Source organism: Pradoshia sp. Z5_111 (assembly GCF_058267535.1).
Genome location: NZ_JBZCPQ010000004.1, coordinates 117,689 through 137,241, shown reverse-complemented (window position 1 = coordinate 137,241; position 19,553 = coordinate 117,689). Strand labels below are relative to the sequence as shown.

The 19,553-nt window shown below is 35.9% G+C and carries 18 protein-coding genes; 14 read left to right on the top strand and 4 right to left on the bottom strand.

Annotated elements, in window-relative coordinates; genetic code table 11:
• The first annotated feature begins 217 nt into the window (after positions 1-217).
• Positions 218-871 carry a response regulator gene (locus AC4D4A_RS10180; protein ID WP_490995806.1) on the top strand — a complete coding sequence of 218 codons (654 nt, stop codon included), beginning with the start codon at positions 218-220 and terminating at the stop codon, positions 869-871.
• Positions 872-996: 125 nt separating this feature from the next.
• The gene (locus tag AC4D4A_RS10175; RefSeq protein WP_490995805.1) at positions 997-3,354 is read left to right on the top strand and encodes a putative bifunctional diguanylate cyclase/phosphodiesterase; all 2,358 of its coding nucleotides are present in this window, start codon (positions 997-999) and stop codon (positions 3,352-3,354) included.
• 128 nt (positions 3,355-3,482) lie between these two features.
• Here the strand turns inward: AC4D4A_RS10175 and AC4D4A_RS10170 are convergent, their stop codons facing one another.
• On the bottom strand, positions 3,483-4,193 hold the full coding sequence (locus AC4D4A_RS10170; RefSeq protein ID WP_490995804.1) for a DsbA family oxidoreductase: 711 nt from the start codon (positions 4,191-4,193) through the stop codon (positions 3,483-3,485).
• A 285-nt stretch (positions 4,194-4,478) separates the two neighbouring features.
• Between AC4D4A_RS10170 and ppc the strand changes: the two genes are divergently transcribed.
• The 10 genes from ppc (at position 4,479) to AC4D4A_RS10120 (ending at position 15,047) form a co-directional block, all read left to right on the top strand.
• On the top strand, positions 4,479-7,229 hold the full coding sequence (ppc, locus tag AC4D4A_RS10165; protein WP_490995803.1) for a phosphoenolpyruvate carboxylase: 2,751 nt from the start codon (positions 4,479-4,481) through the stop codon (positions 7,227-7,229).
• Between the two features lie 512 nt (positions 7,230-7,741).
• Positions 7,742-8,041, top strand: coding sequence for a hypothetical protein (locus AC4D4A_RS10160; protein WP_490996028.1), 300 nt, complete (start codon positions 7,742-7,744; stop codon positions 8,039-8,041).
• Positions 7,960-8,208 (top strand): competence protein ComK, encoded by a 249-nt coding sequence (locus tag AC4D4A_RS10155; RefSeq protein WP_490995802.1) that lies wholly within the window; start codon positions 7,960-7,962, stop codon positions 8,206-8,208. Before AC4D4A_RS10160 ends, AC4D4A_RS10155 begins: the two co-directional genes overlap by 82 nt.
• A 394-nt stretch (positions 8,209-8,602) precedes the next feature.
• Positions 8,603-8,824 (top strand): DUF2187 family protein, encoded by a 222-nt coding sequence (locus AC4D4A_RS10150; RefSeq protein WP_490996020.1) that lies wholly within the window; start codon positions 8,603-8,605, stop codon positions 8,822-8,824.
• A gap of 757 nt (positions 8,825-9,581) precedes the next feature.
• On the top strand, positions 9,582-11,120 hold the full coding sequence (locus tag AC4D4A_RS10145) for a class I adenylate-forming enzyme family protein (protein WP_490995801.1): 1,539 nt from the start codon (positions 9,582-9,584) through the stop codon (positions 11,118-11,120).
• A gap of 22 nt (positions 11,121-11,142) precedes the next feature.
• Positions 11,143-12,039 carry a R2-like ligand-binding oxidase gene (locus tag AC4D4A_RS10140; protein ID WP_490995800.1) on the top strand — a complete coding sequence of 299 codons (897 nt, stop codon included), beginning with the start codon at positions 11,143-11,145 and terminating at the stop codon, positions 12,037-12,039.
• Between the two features lie 111 nt (positions 12,040-12,150).
• A complete protein-coding gene (locus AC4D4A_RS10135) occupies positions 12,151-13,329 on the top strand; it encodes an acyl-CoA dehydrogenase family protein (RefSeq protein WP_490995799.1) in 1,179 nt (392 codons plus the stop codon).
• Between the two features lie 82 nt (positions 13,330-13,411).
• Complete coding sequence (locus tag AC4D4A_RS10130) at positions 13,412-14,176, top strand: beta-ketoacyl-ACP reductase (RefSeq protein ID WP_490995798.1); 765 nt, start codon at positions 13,412-13,414, stop codon at positions 14,174-14,176.
• A gap of 14 nt (positions 14,177-14,190) precedes the next feature.
• A complete protein-coding gene (locus AC4D4A_RS10125) occupies positions 14,191-14,640 on the top strand; it encodes a MaoC family dehydratase N-terminal domain-containing protein (protein ID WP_490995797.1) in 450 nt (149 codons plus the stop codon).
• Positions 14,637-15,047, top strand: coding sequence for a MaoC/PaaZ C-terminal domain-containing protein (locus AC4D4A_RS10120; RefSeq protein ID WP_490995796.1), 411 nt, complete (start codon positions 14,637-14,639; stop codon positions 15,045-15,047). The genes AC4D4A_RS10125 and AC4D4A_RS10120 overlap by 4 nt, the downstream gene beginning before the upstream one ends.
• Before the next feature lie 39 nt (positions 15,048-15,086).
• Here the strand turns inward: AC4D4A_RS10120 and AC4D4A_RS10115 are convergent, their stop codons facing one another.
• Together AC4D4A_RS10115 and AC4D4A_RS10110 are read right to left on the bottom strand one after the other, a co-directional pair.
• Positions 15,087-15,443 (bottom strand): helix-turn-helix domain-containing protein, encoded by a 357-nt coding sequence (locus AC4D4A_RS10115; protein WP_490995795.1) that lies wholly within the window; start codon positions 15,441-15,443, stop codon positions 15,087-15,089.
• Positions 15,444-15,668: 225 nt separating this feature from the next.
• The gene (locus AC4D4A_RS10110; RefSeq protein ID WP_490995794.1) at positions 15,669-16,259 is read right to left on the bottom strand and encodes a hypothetical protein; all 591 of its coding nucleotides are present in this window, start codon (positions 16,257-16,259) and stop codon (positions 15,669-15,671) included.
• A 215-nt stretch (positions 16,260-16,474) separates the two neighbouring features.
• On the opposite strand from AC4D4A_RS10110, the gene AC4D4A_RS10105 reads away from it, so the two are divergent.
• Entirely contained in the window at positions 16,475-16,996 is a 522-nt protein-coding gene (locus AC4D4A_RS10105) for a type 1 glutamine amidotransferase domain-containing protein (protein WP_490995793.1), read from the top strand.
• A gap of 61 nt (positions 16,997-17,057) precedes the next feature.
• Here AC4D4A_RS10105 and AC4D4A_RS10100 read toward each other — a convergent pair whose 3' ends face one another.
• Entirely contained in the window at positions 17,058-17,354 is a 297-nt protein-coding gene (locus AC4D4A_RS10100) for a hypothetical protein (protein ID WP_490995792.1), read from the bottom strand.
• Between the two features lie 849 nt (positions 17,355-18,203).
• Here AC4D4A_RS10100 and AC4D4A_RS10095 point away from each other — a divergent pair.
• The gene (locus AC4D4A_RS10095) at positions 18,204-19,412 is read left to right on the top strand and encodes a S1C family serine protease (RefSeq protein ID WP_490995791.1); all 1,209 of its coding nucleotides are present in this window, start codon (positions 18,204-18,206) and stop codon (positions 19,410-19,412) included.
• The last annotated feature ends 141 nt before the right edge of the window (positions 19,413-19,553 follow it).

Genomic DNA, 19,553 nt, shown 5'->3' with positions numbered 1-19,553 from the left:
TTCTGGTATTCATAAGAGCCTCATTTCCTTTATAGGGAAATGAGGTTTTTGTTTAATTTTATAATTCTAGGCATAACTAGGAAAAAAGTATATACTTCGACAAATCTTGTTATTATACTAGGTCTATAGACTTGTTTTGCCGAAAAATACAAATTGTTAAAATGTATAAAAGTTTTCAATAGTCCAGTAACGAAGGGTAAGAAGTGATGTGGAATGTGTGAGTAAAATAAATATTCTTATAGGAGAGAGTCAGTCTATTATTCGTGATGGATTATTTATGATACTGAAGAATGAACATGACTTTGAAATGACAGGTTGTGCTGCAGATACAGATAGCCTAATAAAAATGATGTCTGAGCAAAAACCGGATGTAATACTTCTTGATAGCAATCTTCCTCCAAATGGAGGCAATGAAGCCTTAGAAATCATTAAAAATGCATATCCATCCAGTCAAGTAATCATGCTTGCGGCGGACACTAATGAAGATAAAATCATCGATAGTATCAAGAAGGGAACAACCGGGTATATTTTAAAAAATGTAGAAACGAAGCATCTTCTTTATTCAATTAGGCAATGCGTGAATGGGCATATCGTACTACCTTCTATTATTCAAAAGAATTTAATTATGTATTTACAAAATGAACCATCCTCTCCAATACCAATTAAACTGGAGCAACAGGGAATTAACCTGAACGATCGGGAACACGACATTATTAAACTGTTATCAGAAGGGCAGACAAATGAACAAATAGCCCAATATTTATTTTTATCTAATGGTACAGTGAAGAATTATGTAAGTCAGCTATACAGAAAGTTTAAAGTAAATAACCGCTCAGAATTGATGGCATATTTATATTCGATAATGAATTAATTAGATAAAAATGAATTAGTCGATTGAACTTCACCCGAGAATGGTCGATAAATAGAGTGGGATTCTATTTAATATTCACTAAATTATTGATTAGGCTACTAGAAATGAAAAGAGGTGAGCTATCTTTGTTTAGTCATTATTATATTTTTAATTTTAGTGATATTTTGATAAGATTGCTAATCTGTATGGTGTGCTGCATACTGGTCTTCAAGTTTAGCAGTATATTAAAAAGAGATAGACAAAGATTATCGAATATATATAAATATGCAACTGTACTTGCAATCATGTTTACGATGTCATTAGTGTATTTGGAGAACTCCTTTCAACTTGAAGTATCTTTTGGTTCCGGATTGAAAAGTTTAGTGATTCATTTTTTATTTAGTTTTGGAGCATCCTGGTATGTTCTCTCCTTTTCTCAAACTCGGCAATATGAATCTAAACGATATTTACTAGCCAGTGTGGTATTGAGTGTAAGTGTTTTAGGAAGTAATTATATTGGTTTTTATACGGTTTTGAATGAATACGTTGCTGCTAAGCCCATTTTTATCTTAATGGCAGTTCCGTTAACTATTAGTACATCATTCTCTTTAACTCGTTTCCTCATTCAAATCGTGAATGAAGATTCAAATAAAATGACATATAGGTGGGCATTTTGGGGATCGATAATGGGGGGGATTTCCCTTGGCAGTATCCCTTTTATTGTATTGGCCTCCTTTATTGATTTTGAAAGAATGTATTCAAATCCGACTGAGCCTTATGCCATTTTGATACCCTTTGCATTTACGATCTTAGCTAATTTGGGATTGATGCTGTTTCCTGATTTTTTTGGAGAAAGATTAATGCGAAAGAACTCAGAATCATACAAATCACTTTTTAAATACAACCCGAACAGTGTGTTCTGGATTGATTTAAAAGGAAATATCAAAGAGGTAAATGATCAGGCCAGCATATTGACAGGCTACAGTAAAAAAGAATTAAAAACGACAACTTTTTGGGACCTTCTAGGTAAAAGTAATGATAAAGCGAATATGCAATTTTACTATAACCAAATCAAGGAAGGAGTTACAAGTGAGATTGAAGCAAAAATGCTGACAAAGGATGGGGAAGAGCGAGATATCATTATTACGGCTATTCGGACGATTGTGAACGATAGAATAATAGGCATATATGGGATTATTAGAGATACTACAGATGAAAAATCAAATTCGAAAATGATTCATTTTTTGGCATATCATGATGAATTAACAAAACTACCTAACAGGCGTCTGCTAAAAAAAGAGGCTCTAAGGTTAATGAAAGAACAAATTAATTTTTCTTTCCTATACATCAACTTTGATCGATTTAGACGAATTAATGATACGTTTGGACATACCTATGGTGATGAAATCCTTAAGCAAATTGGAGAATTATTAGTAGATAACCTGCCAAAAGATTGCACCGTTTCAAGAATAAGTGGTGATGAATTTGGTGTTTTATCACCTGCCTGGTATGACACGGAAAAAATTGCGGGAAAAATAGTGAAAATATTCAAACATCCGCTGCTTGTAGATCATGCGGAATTCCATATGAGCCTGAATATTGGAATTGCAACCTATCCAACTAATACAGAAGAGTTTGAGGAACTTTTAAAATATGCTGATCTTGCTCTCAACGCTGTTAAACTGAAAAGCAATCAATATTATTCATTTTATAAGCAAGGAATGATAGAGGATACATTGACAAAAGTGGGATTAGAGAATGATTTGAGGAGAGCGATAGAAATAGGTCAAATAACCGTTTTTTATCAACCGAAGTATGATACATATAAAGGAGAGATTATTGGTTCAGAGGCTCTTGCAAGATGGGAGCATCCAACCTTTGGGTTCATATCGCCGGCTGTTTTCATAAAGATTGCTGAAGAAGCCAAATTGATTGTACCACTTGAAAGATTAATTATCCGCCAAGTATTCCAGCAAATCAAGGTATGGAAAAGGGAAGGAATATTTATTCAACCTATTTCGATTAATATATCTGTTATTCATTTTTCACAGGAGGATTTTGTTGAATTTTTTGTAGAAGCTTTAAAAGAATATGGACTAACCGGGAAAGAAATTGGTATTGAAGTGACAGAAACCATCATGATGCATGATAAAAAGGAGAATAATCATTTACTGCAACAGCTTCGCCAAATGGGGATACAAGTCAGCATTGATGATTTCGGTACCGGATATAGTTCGTTAAGTTATTTAAATCAATTGGCTGTTGATACTTTAAAGATTGATAAAAGCTTTATTGATGATTATGAAAGTAATAGTAAAATCATCGCTGCTATTATTTCGATGTCTCACTCTCTAAATCTGAAAGTAATTGCTGAAGGTGTGGAGACGGATAAACAGATGGCATTTCTTAAAAGTGTTCGATGTGACGAAGTTCAAGGTTATTTATATTCAGAGCCTGTGCCTGCGCATGAACTGAAAACAAAGCTTAGAAGAATCGCTAATTAACAAGTCAATCAGCCCCTTGTTCTTATGCATAGGACAAGGGGCTTTTTAGTTGAGGGAAAGTATCTGTTCAAAATTAAAAAACGCGAGGGGCTATTAGGATCTATTGCCTTCTCGCGTTTTATTCGATTTTAATCGAAGCATCCATCATCTGTACAAAATTCATTTGCGTGTTGTTTGTTTGAAGCAGTCATTAATGCCATATCATATTCATCTTCCCATACATCCTGAAGCACTTCTTTAAGTGTTTCAGTGCTTTGGGCCCCGGAGATGGCATATTTATTATTGAATACGAATAAAGGGACTCCCTCGATTCCTATTTGTACGCTTGTTTGTCTATCCTCATCTACTTGTTGCTTATATTTCCCCGTTTTAAGTACATCGAGTACCTCGTGTCCGGGAAGTCCTATTTCTTTAGCAAGCTTCAGGAGGGTTTCGTGGTCTCCGATATGCAGTGATTCAGAAAAATAAGCTTTAAGTATTCGTTCAGTCATCTCCTCGCTTTTCCCATAACTTTTAGCATAATGGGTAAGACGGTGAGCATCTGTCGTATTTGTAGGAATTACAGAATCAAAACGAATTATAATCCCTTCATCACGGGCCTGTTCAGATATATGTTCATTCATTTTTTTGGCATGGTCAACTGTAGTTCCATATTTAGCAGCGATTAGCTCGTGAATATTTGAATTTGAATTCTTTGGAGCATCAGGCTGCAGTTGATAGCTGTGAAAATGGACTTCTATCTGATCTTTGTATATGAATTCAGCTATGGCTGCTTCTAAACGCCGTTTTCCTATATAACAGAAAGGGCAAGCAAAATCGAACCATATATCAACTCTCATTTTTCAAGCCTCCCTGGTCTATCTGGTTGTATGTTCAAAGTATACATTTTCAAATAGGGCTTGACAATATACATGCTTACAGGTGTGTGTCTTCCTGGGTAACTTAAAACAATGGAATAATCCTTTTCAAAAAGCGAAAGAGATATGTCACTTCATACCTGGTTATCAATATTACAATAAAATTGAGTAAAATAATGTCATTTATTTAGATAGTTATATATAATTAATAGAAATACTCAAAATATTTGCAGTATTTATTGGGTAGAGAAGTGGGAGGGATTTTGAGTGGTCACAAAACAGGATACGAATCAGCCGTTGCGCAAGGAAGTAAAATTGCTAGGCAATATACTGGGCGAGGTTCTCATCTATCAGGGTGGACAAGAGCTTTTTAATACCGTTGAAAAAATCCGTACAATGTGTAAATCTCTTCGTTTACATGTGGAAGATGAGACGTACCATACATTAAAAAAGGAAATAGAAATGCTTAGCCCAGAGACGAGAATGCAAGTTATCAAGGCGTTTTCCGTTTATTTTCACTTAATAAATGCAGCAGAACAAAATCATCGAATTCGACGGAAACGCGAATATCAACTAAACAATTCTGATGAGCAGCCCGGTTCAATTGAAAAAGCCATCCAATCAATGAAGGATAAAAATATTAGCGGTGAAATTATACAGCACGTTCTTGAACGAATATCCCTTGAATTGATTATTACTGCTCATCCTACAGAGGCGGCTAAACGGTCTATTTTGGAAATTCAAAAGAGATTATTACTTCTCCTTAAAACGCTTAATAATCCTATGTTAACCGAGAATGAATATAAGGATATTAAAGAAGACCTCTATAATGAGATTACCACTTTATGGCATTCTGATGAATTAAGAGACAGGAAACCAACAGTCATTGATGAGGTTAGAAATGGATTGTATTATTTTGACAAGATATTCTTTGATGTCATACCAGAAATACATCAGGAAGTTGAAGACAAATTGACTGTCCATTACAGCAGTGAAACCTGGAGTGTGCCAAACTTTCTGCATTTCGGTTCCTGGATTGGCGGGGATCGGGATGGCAATCCGTATGTAACCCCAGCTGTTACATGGGAAACTCTAAATAGACATAGAGCATTGGTTCTTAGAAAATATGAAAAGGCTTTGATTGAATTAATGAAGCGTTTATCTCATTCAACAGTCCAAATTAGAGTTGGCGATGAAATAATGAGATCGATAGAATTGGGAGAATCTGAATATATAAGCGATGATAAAAAATGGCCTGTCAAAAATGAAGCGTATCGTCGTAAATTAGCTATTATGGTTGAACGTGTCCGCATGGTGGCTAATGATGAACGGGGTTACCAATCATCAGAAGAATTGCTTGAGGATTTATTAATGATTAAGCAAAGTATAGATACACATCATCCAAAAGGGCAACAGTTGAAGCTTTTACATAAATTAATTAGACAGGTACAGCTGTTTGGCTTCCATCTTGGCACGTTAGACATTCGCAATCATAGTGATGAGCATGCAGGTGCCATCGATGAAATCCTGAGAAAAATTAAGATAACAGACTGTTATACGGATTTATCTGAGCCGGAAAAAGAAAAACTACTGGAAAAATTACTGATGGATCCAAGGCCGCTATTGCTAGACAATGAAGAATATACAAAGGAAACGCAGGAAATTATTAAGGTATTCAAATTAATCAAAAAGGCCCATAAAGAATTTGGAAAAGCATCTATTAGGGTCTATATCGTTAGTATGACACGTTCGGCAAGTGATTTGCTGGAGGTTTTATTATTGGCCAAAGAAGCGGGATTATATAAACTTCATGCAGATGGTACAGTTGAAAGTGATTTGAATGTAGCTCCATTACTAGAAACAATAGAAGATTTGTCAAATGGACCTGCTATATTAGAAACATTGTTTGACCTGCCAGTTTATCGAGAGCATCTCAGAAAGCTGAGAAACCAGCAAGAAATTATGCTGGGGTATTCGGATGGCAGTAAGGATGGCGGGACTCTGACCGCCAATTGGAAGCTTTATAAAGCACAAATAGAACTGCATGAGCTGGCAAAGGAATATGATATTTCAACGAAATTCTTTCACGGACGTGGTGGTTCTCTTGGCCGTGGTGGCGGGCCTTTGAGCAGAAGCCTTCTTTCTCAGCCGCTCGAAACACTGGGAGACGGGGTGAAAATAACAGAGCAAGGAGAAGTATTATCTTCTCGTTATTTAATAGAAGACATCGCATATCGTTCATTAGAGCAAGCAACGTCAACGCTGCTGGAAACAGCCGCTAATGTTTCGAAATCTTCAGAACAGGGCCATCTAAGAGATGATAGCTGGGTTCGCGCCATGGAAAGTATTTCTGATGTCTCTTATGAAAAATATCAGTCACTTGTATTTAAGGATGAAGGTTTTTTAACTTACTTTAATCAAGCCACACCTCTAAAAGAAATTGGTGAACTGAATATTGGTTCCAGACCAATGGCGCGTAAAAACAGTGATAAATTTGAAAATTTACGAGCTATTCCCTGGGTATTTGCCTGGACACAAAGCAGACAGTTATTTCCTGCTTGGTATGCTTCCGGCACTGGCCTTGCAACATACGCATATAAAGAAAAAGGCAATATAGAGACATTGAAGGAAATGTATCAGGATTGGCCATTCTTTCGATCTACAATTGATAATTTGCAAATGGCATTAATGAAAGCAGATCTTAAAACAGCGAAAGAATATGCTGATCTGGTTGAAGATCCTTTAATTGGAGATCGGATATTTGAGGATATAGTTGAAGAGTACAACAAAACTAAAGCGGTTTTACTTGAGATAACTGGAGATGAAGAGTTACTGGATCAAACTCCGAATATTAAAGATTCAGTTCGTCTTAGAAATCCTTATGTAGACCCATTGAATTTCATTCAAGTTCATTTAATTAAAGAACTAAGAAGTTTAAAGGAAGTGGATACCCAATTAGTTGTTCAGGTATTACATACGATTAATGGTATAGCAGCAGGTCTTCGTAATACAGGATGATAGATTAAGAGGGGAGGATGACAGTAGTAGAGTCATCCTTTTTTTTATTTTCATGATAGGTGTAAAAGCATTTATTTGAATTTATTGTGAAAAATTCAAAATTAAATTTTAAAGGCAAATTTGCTCTGAATTTAGAGGTTTTCCTCAGAGAAACATAAAAATTATACAGTAAAAACTGTGTATTTTTTATAATTTTGCTATAATACAAGATTCAAAATATATTATTATAATATAAAATTTTGCGGATGTAAATAAACGATAGATTTTGAGGGAAAGAAGCTTACGAAAATTGGTGCAGGAAAGATTTGGAGAAGAATGTCGGTTGACATATAATTATTTAAGGATAGGATAAAAATCCTATCAATTTCCAGGAAAGGAGATTATGAGGATATCAGAAATTGGGCCTGCAGTCTGGGGGACCGGGCCCAATAATCTGTTGCTGGGTATACCAACATATTAGTAGTATACCCATTATTGAATAGAAAGCAAATATATTCGAAAAGGGTGGCTATATGAAAGTAGAAAATAGACCGTATATTGGGATAGATACAAAAATTTTATTACCCGTTTTTGTGGAAGGTTATTTGTATACTCAGCTATACTTTCAGGATACTTTTTATATGGTGGAAAAATCTCCGCTTACTATTTTAAAAGAAAGTATCATTGGATACGGAGCTGATTATCAGGTGCAAAAAACAGTTCAAAATCATATCTGGGAGGAAGGTATATTTTGCCTCTGCAGATTAGCGGCCAGCACAGTATTTATATGTTTCCCACTCATTCCTGTCGTGATGAAAAATGTGCCTGGATAGCACTAGATCACTATAGAGGATGCGACCCGATTGATAGTAGAGAGTGTGACGTACATCTTTCCAATCAAACAACTATAAACATTAATTGTAAAGCTTCCATACTAATGAAACGCTATAATAACGCATTAAAGCTAAAAGATAGAATAGAAAAATTCAGTCTCACTTAATGATTCTTTTTTGAAATCATGAAGGCTGTTTAATAGAAGATATCGTAATTTTCGAAAAAGGTTTCTTATAAGATGGATTAAAAAGAATTCAGCATTAGACTGGATTCTTTTTTGTTAGGTTACCGAGTGAAATAGAGAGGCGGACTACATGCTTCTACAATTTAGGAATACACCGTAAATAATCATAATAGGTAAAAAATCAGAATAGTATTTATTTTGGTGAGTAAAATGATAAAATAGACTCTTTTTTTTGAAAACTCAATTGATTCTTAATACTTTTTGTGTTAAATTCTATGTAAATGGTCACAAATTACACTGATTTATCGAATTAATTACTAAATTATGCATAAAACATCATATATTAGTCTGATGAGGAGGAAAAGAAGTGGATAATATGCTACTAAACGAGGTTTCTATAGAAGATAAAGGTAAAGTAGGAGATATCGTTGAATTTGAGCGACGTGGTCTTTCTATTTTAGGAAAAGTATCAATTGTGCGTGAGCTATCATGTATTGTTGAAATAGATGAAGAAGTAGCAGAGCATTTTTGTTATGAAACACCGAGGACTGTCGTTCGCCATAATAATTATAAAGTAGTTAGATCGTCGTCCATATAACCTGTATCAGTCTATAAAACTAGTACTTAAACTAAACAAAATAGATTTAATAATTTGAAACATATTTATAGATAAAAGCACTCGGTTTATGAACTGCACCTAAAAGTTAGCTGCTAATCTAGCTTTCTTTGTTTAGATCATTTATGCTGAGTGCCTTTATCTGTTCATTCTACTTTCAACCATGCACTTGGTTCATCAATCTTTATAAGAAGCTGGCTATTTCCCCAACAAAAACATAATTTTTTTCCCAAATAAATTGATATAATAATTTTTCTGAATATTTTAAAATGTTAGGTAGGAATTTTAGCGTCATGTAAAGAACATATTTAAGAAGCATAATCTGAAAGTTATCCAATCTCAATGAATGGAGAAGATAGCTTTGCACAGAATGAACGAATTTATAAAGCTTTATTTGAAAACGCTTACAATAAAGGAGGTGGTTAATAGACTTTGTTTAATCATTTGTATTTAATCTGGAAGCTTAAATGAGGAATAAAATAGACCGGATAAGCTTACTTTTATCTAATATGCATGAGTAGGGTTATCTGGTACGTCCAAATTTCCATTGTTAAATTTATAAATATCTGAGAGAGTCGTAACGTTTTAAATCAACATAAGGAATAACACTGCATGCTTTAGCAATGTTTAGTTTGATAAACCCGTTAGCGGTATATGGTAGGTTCTTTTAGGAAGCTTCAAACCTGGAGAAGGGGAATTTATTTTTTGTGAAAAATTCCGCGAATTGGAGGAGAAAAAAGTGAAGCTATCACAATTGCTTGATTCGAATATCGAAACATTTGATGAGTACTCTTTTTTATTCTACGGAAACAAGCAATTTACAAATGTGGAGACAAGGAGATATGCCAACCGATTGGCCAATGGATTTAGAAATAGAGGAATTCAGCCAGGAGACAGAATACTTGTCATAATGCCAAATATGCCCGAAGTATTAATTGCGTATCAAGGGATAACAAGAGCCGGTGCTATCATTGTGCCTGTTATGTTTTCACTCCATCCGAAGGAAATTGCCTATATTGCCGCAAATTGCGGAGCCAAACTGATTATCACCTCTAACATCATACTCGACTCTATCCAACAAGCAATTGATTTATTAAACATAAAACCCACCATAATAATTACAGATGAAAATAATGTCAGTAATGCGATTAATATATATGAATTTATGGATTCCAATGAGGATTTGGATGAGCGATTCTATGAAGATATCGATTCAAAAGATACTGCTGTTATTCTCTATACCTCAGGTACTACAGGTAACCCAAAGGGAGTTATGCTGACACATTTAAACCTCTATTCAAATGCTGTTAACTCTGCTAAACATGCTAATACAGAGAGAGGTACAACGCTCGGAATTCTTCCGCTTGCTCACGTTTATGGGTTAACCATATCCAATACATGTTACATAGTGGGAAGTTCAATCGTTATCTTCTCCAGGTTTGACCCTGCAGAAACATTAGCAGCAATAGAAAAGCACAGAATTAAATCGTTTGCGAGTGTCCCTGCCATGATTCATGCCTTGGTCTCATACCCCGATTACAATCAATACGATCTTCGAAGCTTGGAATCTATAAGTTCAGGTTCTGCCCCATTACCCACTGCATTGCTGAGAGCATTTGAACAGAAGTTTGGGGCGAAGGTTTATGAAGGTTATGGATTATCTGAGGCAGCACCTATTGTCACGGCTCATAAAAAGGATCAGCCGGTTAAACCCGGATCTGTTGGACCTCCTATACCGGGGGTACAAATTAAAATTGTGGATAGATCTGCTCTAGAGCTTCCGATCGGAGAGATTGGAGAAGTGGTAGTGAGGGGTGATAATGTAACACCTGGTTATTTTCAAAATGAAAGTGAAACAAACAACGTATTAATAGACGGTTGGTTGCATACAGGGGATTTAGGACGTATCGACGAAGATGGCTATTTATATATTATCGACCGAAAAAAAGATTTAGTCATCCGTGGAGGGTTCAATATTTATCCACGTGATGTAGAGGAGATATTAAGTCAGCATTATGCGGTATCTGAAGTGGCTGTCATAGGAATACCAGATGCCAGTATGGGTGAAGAATTGGTGGCATGCATTGTTAGGGAATCAAAAATAGATGTTCAGGAAGAGGAATTGATTGCATATTGCCAGGAACATCTTGCAAAAAATAAAACGCCAAGAAAAATATTATTCTTTGAGTCATTGCCGCGGAATGGTGTTGGGAAAATTTTAAAGACTCATCTCCGAACTGCCGCATCCGAGAGAATAGTAGAACGAGACTATAAATAATTTTTAAAATGAAGGGAGTTTTATGAATATGAGAGAAACCATTACGGCAACTTCAAGAGGCCTCTTAGTAGATTCTTTTCCTTATCGTTTGTATCAAAAAGCAAAAAGGGTGGGAACATGGAATCCAGCAGATATTGATTTTACAAAGGATGCTGTTGATTGGAAGCAGGCTACACCGGGACAAAGGCACAGCATTCTTCGTCTTCTTTCACAATTTCAGGCAGGAGAAGAAGCTGTCACACTCGATTTATTACCGCTCATGATGGCGATTGCGAAGGATGGACGGATTGAAGAGGAAATGTTCCTGACTACCTTCCTGTTTGAAGAAGCAAAGCATACTGAATTCTTTAGAGCCGTCCTGGACGCAATTGGAGAAAAGGGGGAGTTAAATCCCTTATTAACAGATACGTATAAGCAAGTTTTCCATGTAATATTACCAAATACAATGGATCGCCTGCTTACAGATCAATCACCTGAGGCGATAGCAGACGCCTCAACGGTATATAACATGTTTGTGGAAGGGGTACTTGCTGAAACGGGGTATTTTTCGTTTTATCAATCACTGGAGAAATCAAATTTAATGCCAGGATTACTTGAGGGAATTGGCAATTTGAAGAGGGATGAATCTCGCCATATCGGTTATGGTACGTACTTGCTTCAGCGTTTGATTTGTGAACATCCTCATATATATGAGGGTGTTGTCATGAAACGGATGGCGGAGTTAACCCCGCTGGCTCTAACAATTGTAGAAGAGGGGTTAACAGATGCAGATTTAGATGCATTTGGGACAAGCCCTGAAGAGGTTGTTAACTTTGCCATAAAGCAGCTTCAAATAAGGATGGATATTCTATCACGGGCGAGAGGGAAGAAAATTGAAGAGATCTATAGAACGTCTGAAAGTGAAGTTGGCATGATTTAAGAAAGGACACTCGACTCTATAAATCCAGTGAATATAATCAGGTGCTTCTATGGAGCATCTGCAAATAAAACATACCGACTGGTTAGTATTTAAGTGAAAAGGAGGATTAGTATGTATTTACGTTTGACTGATGAGCAAAAAATGGTTCAAAAAACAATTCGTAGATTTGTAGAAAAGGAATTAATGCCATTAGAAAATGAAGTGTTGCGAAATGAACGAGAAGGGAAACCAAGCCTCCCTCCCGGTAAGCTTAAGGAATTACAATTAAAAGCAAAGGAAGCTGGATTTTGGGGCATTAACACACCTACAGAATATGGGGGCGCTGACTTAGGTCAAATGATGATGGCTATTGTAGCTATTGAGGTAGCCAAAACATTTGTCCCATTCACCTTTGGCGGTTCAGCAGATAATATTCTGTACTATGCAAATGAAGAACAAAAGAAAAAATACTTGATCCCTACAATAAACGGTGACAAGAAGTCCTGTTTTGCTATGACAGAACCAGGTGCAGGATCAGATACGCAAAATATAAAAATGACAGCTGTTAAGGATGGATCAGAATGGGTTCTTAATGGAGAGAAAACCTTTATTACGGGAGGAAATGATGCTGATTTTGTTATGGCTATGGCAATTACAGATAAACAGCGGCATATCGAATCAAGAGGTCGCGAAGGAGTAACTTGTTTTATTGTAGATCGTGATATGGGATGGCGTTCTGAGTTTATCCAAACGATGGGGGAAGGAGGTCCAGCCGGATTAGTATTTGATAATGTTCGAGTTCCTGAGGAAAATATTTTAGGTGAATTGCATAAAGGATATAATTTGGGACTTGAGTGGATCGGCTTTGCAAGGTGGATTGTTGGAGCACGTGCTGTTGGTGCAGCTGAGCGGTTATTGCAGATGGCAATTGATTATGCAAAGGAACGTATCACATTCGGTAAACCAATCGTCGAGCGACAAGCCATTCAATGGCAGATAGCTGATTCTGCGGTTGAGATTGAAGCAGCAAGGTGGCTTACATTAAATGCTGCATTTACTCTTGATCATGGAGAAGATAACCGGCATGTAGCGTCGATTGCAAAATTGTATGGAGCCAATATGGGAAATAGGGTGGTCGATCGCGTTTTACAAATTCATGGTGGTATGGGTTATACGAGAGAATTACCGATTGAGCGATGGTACCGTGAAGCAAGACTTTGGAGAATTTATGACGGAACTGATGAAATCCAGCGAATGATCATCGCCCGTAATCTTATAAAAGGTCATGTGAAAATTGGAGAATTTAGTTGAATTCACTTCCAATAAAAGGAATTTTAAGATTTTTGTAGAATTAGTTAACGTTTATCTTATTTGAAAGGGATGTGGACGTAGAATGACTGGGAGATTTGAAAATAGAGTGGCCATTATTACCGGGGGAAGCAGAGGGATAGGGAAAGGAATCGCAGAAAATTTAGCGGTACAAGGAGCTAAGGTTGCCCTTTTTGATGTAAATCAAGAAGCTCTGCAAGCAACTGCGGAACACTTTAAACAGAAAGAATTAGATTGTTTGACTCTTGTAGCAGATGTTACTTCATCAGAGGAAGTGGAACAAGCTGTAAAGGAAGTATATGAACACTATGGTGCTATTGATATTCTGGTTAATAATGCAGGAGTTATCCGGGATAACCTTATTTTTAAAATGACAGATTCAGATTGGCAATTGGTAATGGATGTTCACTTGAAGGGCTCCTTTAATATGACTAGAGCCGTGCAAAAATATATGGTTAAGCAAAAGTATGGGCGCATTATTAATATCTCTTCTACCTCGGCGCTTGGGAACAGAGGGCAAGTGAATTATTCTGCAGCAAAAGCCGGTTTACAGGGGTTTACTAAAACATTGGCTGTTGAACTGGGTGGGTTTGGTATTACGGCCAACTCAGTGGCTCCTGGATTCATCGAAACGGATATGACAAAGGAGACAGCAGCTCGAATCGGGATATCATTTGAACAGTTAATTGAAGCAAGCGTTTCAATCATTCCTGTTGGACGCAGTGGTAAACCCGAAGATATTGCGAACGCTGTTTCATTTTTTGCAGATGAAAAGTCATCGTTTGTAAATGGCCAGGTTTTATATGTGGCAGGGGGACCTAAAAATTAAGTGAGGTGAAATGAATGTTTGCTCAAGCGGTAGGCAAGAGCTCCAATCGAGTTTTAAATAGAGTGGATAGAGAACGTGTTATACAATTTGCCAAAGCAATTGGAGATGAGCATCCTATATTTGTTGATCAGGAATATGGCAAGAAATCCAGATACGGGGATAATATCGCTCCACCAACATACCCAAGAGTATTCAATTATGGAGAGTTAGAAGGTCTGGATTTGCCATCTAAAGGATTAATCCATGGAGAGCAAATCTATCATTATGAGAGACCTTTATTAGTAGATGAAGAAGTCTATTGTTTTGCAAAAGTTAAAGATTATAAAGAGAGAATCGGAAGTAACGGAAAGATGGGTATTCTTCGGATTGAAAACAATGGTGAGGATAAAGAAGGAAACGCGATATTTACTTCTACCATTGTAATTATTATAAATGAAGTTGTGCAAAAGGAGTTGAAAGCATGACATGTTTGCTTGATATGCAGGTTGGTGATGAATTGGAAGAAATTAGATTGGAACCTGTTTCTAGAGAAGTACTGGTTGCGTATGCTAATGCTTCAGGGGATCATAATCCTATCCATAAGGATGAGGAGCAAGCGAAAAGATTAGGGCTTCCGGGTATTATAGCACATGGAATGTGGACAATGGGAAATCTGTCAAAACTGTTTACCCCTTATTATGAGGAGGGATTTATAAAAGATTATACAATTCGTTTTCGCGACATGGTCTTTTTGAACGATTCAATAAGATTAAAGGCAAAGCTTGAAACAAAATTGGAAAATGAGTTACATTTTATCGTGTCTGCTATTAATCAAAAAGAAATTGAGGTACTGAAAGGTACAGTAGTGTACTATTTATACGAAACTAGTTAAATACAGGCAGCTTTCAAGCTGCCTGTATCCGGTAAATGATTAACGATAGAAGAGGCCTAATGAGATATCTAACAGACGCTGTTTTTCATCCTCTGTTAAGGTTCTGCCATATAGCACAATCTCATTTTCATGCATGAATTTATGCAAGTCATAGGATCCTTGTAAATGTGTTAATTCAGGTATTTTTCGTTCATTAGAATTACCCAATAAATAATCGACAGATACATCAAAATAATGGGCAAGTTCCAATATTCCGTCAATACTTGGTTCGCGTGTTTCCCGTTCGTAAGATCCCATGGTTGATTGTGCGACCCCTATAATAGCTCCTAGTTCTTCTTGTGACAAACGCTTCTCTTTACGCAACTCTTTTAACCTGCTTCCAAAAGAGGATTTCATGGTTGCTCCCACCTTTTACGAAACGTATTGTATATATATATTATAGGACAAAAGTTACAAATGAGCGAGTGAAAAGGTGTAAAATGTCTCTTTATAGCACATTTTATATAACTATTTATCGTGCTAAATTAGAATTCATCCAAAATGTGTCAATAATCTCTTTTATACTTCTTGCTGTATAAGCAAGAACGTTATCCATAGTGGAGAGTTGCTTATCGCTGTGGCTTAACCATTTATTTCGTAAACTTTACCTGCTGTAACGTTTACTCCATACCATCCCCAGGTTGCGGTATGCTGGCTTTCTCCCTCATCAACTACTACTTCATAAACATGTATAGATAAGTCCTCAGTGCCTGATATCTTCCCTTGCACTTCAAAATGAACATTTGATTCATTGGTATAACCAATATGACCCTTTACGAGATTGATTGCCTGATCATGAGCGGTTTGGAGATCAGAAGTGCCCTGTTGTTCTTCATTTTCTTCATCGGACGCAATCTTAGTTGCATCATCCTCAACCGCGTTCGTTGTTTCAGCTGTGTTTGTTTTATCATCTGTGGAGATTGTATTTGAATCAACACTATCGGTACTGGATGATTCCTCTTCGGCATATTTTTCGATTTCTTTGTGTAAATTTACAATTTCCATTTCCAATTGTTTATTGTTTTCTTTGGCAAGATTAATCTCTTTATTTAATTGTTCCAGCTCTGCGGAAGCTTTAGAATGCTGAAAGTAATATTGAGTAATTAATCCTAGACTAAACATACCTGCCAAAACAAATAAAAGGACTATTTTTCTTGTGTTTAACTTTCTCATATGAATCCCCCTTTTGTTATTTTAATATAATTTTATAAATAAACAGGCTGTCTGTGTAGTCTAAAATATGAATATTCCGTTTTATTTTGAAACGCTAAGCAGTGGATTGATACAAAAGATTTAGTAAAAACATAAATGATTGATATTCTTTTGAAGAATAGTTTTAAAAGAATAGGGAATAGGTACATAAGAAATGATAGATAGGGAGTGACAGTATGAGGTTAAAGGATAAGAAAATTTTAAGTTTTGTACATCATGAATTTGAGGACCTTGAATTGTGGTATCCAATTCATCGACTGCGTGAAGAAGGAGCCATAGTCCATCTGGCAGGTGAACAGGAAAAAGTCAAGTATATTGGCAAGTATGGTGTACCTGCAGAAAGTGAGTATAGCTTTGCAGAGGTAAATCCGGATGATTATGATGCAGTTTTAGTTCCTGGGGGCTGGGCTCCTGATAAACTTCGCAGATTTCCAGAAATATTAGCGTTTATTCAAAAAATGGATGAACAGCAAAAACCAATCGGACAAATCTGCCATGCAGGCTGGGTATTGATATCAGCTGATATTTTAAAGGGAAGAAAGGTAACAAGTACACCTGGAATACGAGATGATATGGTAAATGCAGGGGCTTCCTGGTATGATGAGGCAGTTATCGTAGACGGACATATTGTTTCAAGTCGACGCCCACCGGATTTACCGGATTACATGCGTGAATTTATTAAGGTGCTAGAGAACTAATAAAGAAGCCAGTGTTCTGTTTTAGACACTGGCTTCTTTATATTGTCTGTGATCCTAAGAATTAAATAGCTACTTTTAATTGTCGAATCACATTATTAATATATTTTCTGTTTTTGTAAATGAAAAGTTTTAATTGATCACCTGAAAGCTGTAATTCATCTATGTCGCTATAAAACTCTCCCTTACCATGCGCAGTCCATTTTCCTTCTTTATCATAAAACATTAAGGTCCAGTGGCCACCTCTAATATGGTCTTCAAAGATAAAGTAATACTTCTTACCAACTTCATCATAAGAAGAGATAGATTTAAAATCAGCCAGGAATTGATCGATATCTTTTTTATACACAATGACCTTCATACAAGTTCCCTCCTAATTTATTTTTCTACTCTTAGCATGAGTTTTTATAAGAAACATATGTGTATGCTGTCCTATAAGATTTAATTATATAATTTTATCTGAATTTTCACCATAGCGAGATTTAAATATTGTTGACCAAAATTTTACATAGAGGAATATTTTATTTAATGACCAAAACTGAGATATTATTTTATTTATAATTATTTTAATTAATTAGTAACAGTTTCATATAATCATAGAAAATCTGTTAGTGTCTGGCTTGATTTTTGCCATCGTGTTTTTGTTCTCACCTACCCATGGAATCGTGTTTAAAAATTTCCAGCATAGAAAATTAAGAAATTCTAATATTTAAAGTGTCCCGCAGGTAAATGAAAGGATTGTCAATAAACTGATCTGAAGCAGTTTATTGACAATCCTTGTTTGTTTTATTTATGCTGTTCATTCATTTTGATATAGTAAATATGGATATATAATAAATCATTTTAGTGGATAAAAGATAAAGGGTGGATATATGAAAGTTTTTAAGTTTATCAGTTCTTCATTTGTAATTGTAATTGCTTATTTTATTATCGTGAAAGATAGTGTCTGGCTTTATCCGTACTTGCATATTTCGATAGGATCGATGTTTCTGGTAACGTGTATAGAACATATACGTTCAAAACATAAGAGATTAGCTATAGGAAACGCCGTGAATATCGCTTTTCTTTTTCAGTTTAGCTTTTTTGAGGCTGTTCTATGTTGAATTATAGAAAATTTTATGACCATACTTCATTTTTATGGCTTGAATGACGAAATAATGAATAAGAGATGAAGGTCATTTAGCTGTCAATGAAGAAGCAGGTGTAAGGAATGAAATGTCGCTATTGTCAGAATGAAATAAAAACCCGAGGTAAGTACTGTTTGCATTGTGGTGAATTGAAGAATGGACCAAAAAGAAATAGATCAAAAATTGTCTTGGTTTCTTTTAGTATCATCGCTATTCTTTCAGCAAGCATCTATTTATTAGCTGCAAATCAAACGGATAATCATAAGCGGGTCGAATATGGAAGCATAAAAGAAATAAAATTGGTACATAAAGAGAATGGAAAAAAGAATCAAGCAGAGGAAATTAAAACAACTCCTAAACCGGTAACTGATATAAAAGTAGATACCAAAAAAGAAGTTTCTGAGATTATAACGGAATCACTTGCAAAAGTTTATACTATTTTCACTGAGGATAATCAAGGTACTGGATTTATCATTAACAATCAAGGAGATATCCTTACTAATGCTCATGTAGTAGAGGGCTCTGTTGATATAACAGCAATAGATTATACAAGTCAATCCTTTACAGGAAAAGTCATTGGGTATTCAAATATCCATGATGTCGCAATTATCAGGATACCTGAATTGGCGAATCATCAATCCTTGGGGATAGCAACCGACGAGTATGCTTCGAGAGGTGAGGAAGTAATAGCATTGGGGAGTCCGCTCGGAAAGACTAATACAGCAACTTTGGGAACAATTGCAGCGATTAATCGGAGTTTTTATATTGGGGAGCGTATTTATGAAAATATTTATCAGATGACTGCTCGGATATCTCCTGGAAGCAGTGGCGGTCCATTGGTCTCTGTAAAATCAGGCAAAGTAATTGGAATCAATTCAGCGAGATCAATTGAGGATGAATACATTGGGTTTAGCATTCCCCTTAAAGATGTTTATTCGTTAATCAGTGGTTGGGTTTCCAATCCATTATCGGAGGGTGATATAACAGGCTTGTTTTATACGGATACTGGAGATTATCATTTTGAGGAAGAAGAAGAGATTGACGAAGGATATTTTGAAGGCGGAGTTACAACTGATGAACCAGGAGTTTATTACGAAATTCCTGAAGACTGGTATGAGGTAGATGAGGAATATAATGATCAACCTGAGGCTGAAAAAGAGGATGTTATTGAAGAAAATCTTTTAGACAACAAACAAGAGGAACCATTATTAGAGGAACCCTTGGACGAAAATCCGCTCCTATCTAATCTGAAGAAGAACAAAAGAAGAACGAAGAATAATAAACCTATGTAAGGATATTCATTATTGAATTTCCGCTTGAAGTAATTTTGGTGTCTAATTATGATAGCCAGAAGGAAAACATGTGCATACTTGCTGAAAGATAGGAATCATCTGATTTAAATTGAAAACAATATAGGTCAATAGTGTTAGAGT